The sequence below is a fragment of the Clostridium sp. genome, from assembly GCF_036639235.1.
In the GTDB taxonomy this organism is placed as follows: domain Bacteria; phylum Bacillota; class Clostridia; order Clostridiales; family Caloramatoraceae; genus Clostridium_AB.
The window spans coordinates 31,910-35,522 of sequence record NZ_JAVWJB010000019.1; the positions used below are offsets into that span (position 1 = coordinate 31,910).

At 31.6% G+C, this 3,613-nt stretch carries 4 protein-coding genes and 1 pseudogene; 1 reads left to right on the forward strand and 4 read right to left on the reverse strand.

All coding sequences use genetic code 11. The features are described 5' to 3' along the window. Together RR539_RS06465 and cdaA are read right to left on the reverse strand one after the other, a co-directional pair. Window positions 1–188, reverse strand: a pseudogene (locus RR539_RS06465) (hypothetical protein); the annotation flags it as partial. Beyond that, entirely contained in the window at window positions 161–1,006 is an 846-nt protein-coding gene (gene cdaA / locus RR539_RS06470; protein WP_442878400.1) for a diadenylate cyclase CdaA, read from the reverse strand. The pseudogene RR539_RS06465 and the gene cdaA, both read right to left, overlap by 28 nt. A gap of 184 nt (window positions 1,007–1,190) precedes the next feature. On the opposite strand from cdaA, the gene RR539_RS06475 reads away from it, so the two are divergent. After that, complete coding sequence (locus RR539_RS06475) at window positions 1,191–2,183, forward strand: hypothetical protein (RefSeq protein WP_332474877.1); 993 nt, start codon at window positions 1,191–1,193, stop codon at window positions 2,181–2,183. A 21-nt stretch (window positions 2,184–2,204) separates the two neighbouring features. Here the strand turns inward: RR539_RS06475 and RR539_RS06480 are convergent, their stop codons facing one another. Continuing rightward, window positions 2,205–2,342 carry a hypothetical protein gene (locus tag RR539_RS06480; protein ID WP_332474878.1) on the reverse strand — a complete coding sequence of 46 codons (138 nt, stop codon included), beginning with the start codon at window positions 2,340–2,342 and terminating at the stop codon, window positions 2,205–2,207. A gap of 110 nt (window positions 2,343–2,452) precedes the next feature. Then, the gene (locus RR539_RS06485; protein ID WP_332474879.1) at window positions 2,453–3,475 is read right to left on the reverse strand and encodes a PTS sugar transporter subunit IIC; all 1,023 of its coding nucleotides are present in this window, start codon (window positions 3,473–3,475) and stop codon (window positions 2,453–2,455) included. Between the last annotated feature and the right edge of the window lie 138 nt (window positions 3,476–3,613).

Consider the following 3,613-nt stretch of genomic DNA (forward strand, 5'->3'; position numbering starts at 1 on the left):
TCTTGTCTTGGTAATAATACTAGGTTGTTTCTAGTTATATTTTCTGTATTTTCAAGGCTAACCCTAACATTATCAACGCTTCTTGTTTGAACTGGGTTCTGCTCACCCATTACATATATCCAAAGCAGCAATGCTAAAAATATTGATATTGCTATAGCAGCTACTTTTTGATTATCTTTTTGAACCATTGCTTCACCCTCTTAACCATAGTCGTACTTGAAGTAGAGTTCTGCTTAAGAACCTTAGTAAGTACACTTATTAACTTCTCTTCGTTATAATTTCTTGTTAGTCTACCGTTAACAGCAAGTGATATATTTCCTGTTTCCTCAGATACAACTATTGCAATAGCATCTGAGGCTTCACTTATTCCAAGTGCTGCTCTATGCCTTGTTCCTAAGCTTTTATTAACATTCTGATGTGTTAGTGGAAGTACAGCAGCTGCTGCAAGTATTCTATTTCTTCTAATTATAACTGCCCCATCATGTAGTGGTGTATTTTCTACAAATATATTCTCAAGAAGTTGAGAAGAAACGAGTCCATCTATTTTTGTTGAGTTTTCAGTATATTCTACAAGACCTGTTTCCATTTCAATAACAATTAACGCACCTGTTTTCGTTTGTGAAAGGCTTTGAACAGACTTTGCTATTTCCTTAGTAACGTCTTCAATCTCTTCCTCAGTATCAAATAACTTTCGAGTTATAATCTTACTTCTTCCAAGTCTTTCAAGTGCCTTACGAAGTTCTGGCTGAAAGATTATAATAAGCGCTATAACCCCAACAGTTAGTGTACTTTGAATTAGGTAGTTAAGTGCCATTAGGCCAAATACTTCACTTAGCTTCATTACAACAACTATAAATACTAGTCCCTTTATAAGTTGTTCTGCCCTAGTTTCTTTAATGAGTATAAATAATTTATAAAAGATATAAGCAACTATTAATATATCTACTATATTCCAAATAGTTATATTTTCTAGTATACTTAACATATTTCTAAAATCTGTCAACACCTTTTCCACCCCTTAACTACTTATTAGATTTATTATATAACAAAAAAAATCTATATTAAACATATTATCTTGGATTAATTTATCAATTATAAGGATATATATTATAATAATACTATTAAGTTAATCTAAAATCCTTCTTAAAGCTTAATACTAGAAGGATAATAAATAAATTTTGGAGGATATTATGAGTTTTTCTAATTTTTTATCAACAACTAAGGGTAGAGTTACTACCATTGCTATACTTAGTATTATTATCATTTCTGGCCTAATATATTACTTAATGTATGGTTCAATTGATGCTAAGTATACAAGACAATCTAAAAAGACTATTTCACTAATTGAAAGTTCTATTTCAAATGTAACTTCAACCTATGGGCTTCTTACAGGTGACCTAAATAATATTGATAAGATAATCTCAAATCTTAAATCATCTAAGAAGGATATTGAAAAAGCAATTAATATTACTAAAAATACTAATGTTCCTGATAAATACAAAAAATCACATAGTAATATTACCCAGGGACTTCAAAACAACAATCTTTTATATACTCAAACAATAGCAGCACTTGAAAACTACTCATCAACAACTGTTAATGAATCTATAAATAAACTATATGAATATGTTTCCTTAACAATTGGTTATTATGAAAGCTATAAAACAGATAATTTAACTATTACAGTTCCTAAGGAGTTTGCTAATTACCCTGATAAATTCAAATCATATATTGAAACACTTAATGCATTAGATGATAGTATTAAATCTAAAGAGGAAAATAATACATATATAGCAAGTCTACGTGAATCACTAACACAGGTTACAAACATAAAAACTCTAATTGATGATGACATAAACCTAGTTAATGAAGGCACACTTAACTCAAAGCAATTAATGGTTAACATATCTAAGCACAAAAACACTTTAAGCTTAGTAATTGATTCAGTTAATACACTTTCTACACCATCATCTTTAACAGAGCTTAAAACAAGCTTTATAACATGTGCCGTATCATATGAGGATTATTTAAGCGCACTTAGAAGTGGCCTAGAGTCTTCTACTGAAGTAGATGGTAAAGCTGCACTTAAAGGAGCACTTAATGCTTCAGCTGATAAGCTTCAAGTCTTTGAATCTAACTACACAAAACTTGAAGAATCACTTAAACAAAAGCAACAAAAATAAAAGGCTGCATAATGCAGCCTTTTATTTTTTATCTATATATTTTAAAACACTTTCACTTTCTATAAATGTAACACTTCCCCCAATTAATACAAGTAAACACATAGCCACAATTACAAAAATCAAAAGGAATCGTCTAAAAAGCTCTTCATATTTTTTCATGTTATCCCCCTAAGTAAATTCTCCTCTTAGCTATATGTATATTATATTTTTCAAATTAAAATACACAGGTTTAAAAATTTTATAAACCTGTGTAATAAAAAGCCTTATATTTAATTATTTTGTATATCGTCAAGTCTTACTGGTTTATACTTAAGTCTCTTAAATACTTCAGTTCCTATATATCCTGCTACAAGTCCACCAACTGCCGCTAGTGCAAGTGCCATTATAACCTTTGATGGTTCATTAAATGCAAATGGTACTAAAAGTCCTGGTATAGGAGATGCTGTTCCTGGAGAATTATTTATTATTCCGAAATAAGCTGCTGCCATTCCTGCAAATCCTCCTCCAAAGAAGTTAGAACAGTAAATTGGTAGTGGATTCTTAGTAACAAGTGGTGCCTGAGTTAATGGTTCAAGCATTACTGCAATTACGTTTGATCTATCTCCAAGCTTTAATCTATGGAATACCATAGCATTTGTAAATGAACCTCCTACACATGCTATAGCTGCAATACCCATTGCAAGTCCTTGAAGACCAAGCATTGCTGTAAGTGCCATAGAACTTAAAGGTGATGTACATATCATTTTAATAATTCCACCTAGTAAGAATCCCATCATAAGTGGTGATTGAAGTGATGCTATTGAAATAGTGTCCCCTATGTTAATTAATGTTGCATTAACTACTGGGTCTACAAGTAGTGCTATCCCTCTAGCTAACGGTGCTATAATAATTGCACCTCCAATTATATCTAAACCTGTTGGTAGCTTCTTTTCTATGTATGGTGCTATAAAACCTACAGCATATCCTGCTACAAACCCTGGTAATATTCCGTATCCTGATAAACTAACCCCTGCTACAACTGCAAATATCGGGTTTGCTCCCATTGAAATCGGTACAAGTATTGCTGCTGCAACTCCACCAAGGGAACCTGCTGAGTTACCAACTTCCTTTAAAAACTCTATGCCTAAAAAATCCCCTGTAATATAGGCATGTATTGCTTCAACTAAGAAACTAGCAACAGCTGCATTTGCAAGCCCTGACATTGCCTTTGCTCCCTTTGGAGCCTTTGTACTAAATAAAGAAAACAGTGCTAAAACGAATAATAGTAATAAAATTCCTTTGATCATTTCCATAAAGATACCTCCCAAGTTTAAGGGTACATAAGAAGATTAGAAACCCTTTTCTATCTACTGCCAAATATTTTATGAATATTTTCTGTCTTATGTTATTTATTATTATAAGGCCTTTTTATTAAATTTTCAAACAATTCT

Bases quoted from the DNA above. Each gene is read 5' to 3' on its own strand.
- RR539_RS06475 (WP_332474877.1), top strand. From the start codon at position 1,191: ATGAGTTTTTCTAATTTTTTATCAACAACTAAGGGTAGAGTTACTACC.
- RR539_RS06480 (WP_332474878.1), bottom strand. From the start codon at position 2,342: ATGAAAAAATATGAAGAGCTTTTTAGACGATTCCTTTTGATTTTTGTA.
- RR539_RS06485 (WP_332474879.1), bottom strand. From the start codon at position 3,475: ATGGAAATGATCAAAGGAATTTTATTACTATTATTCGTTTTAGCACTG.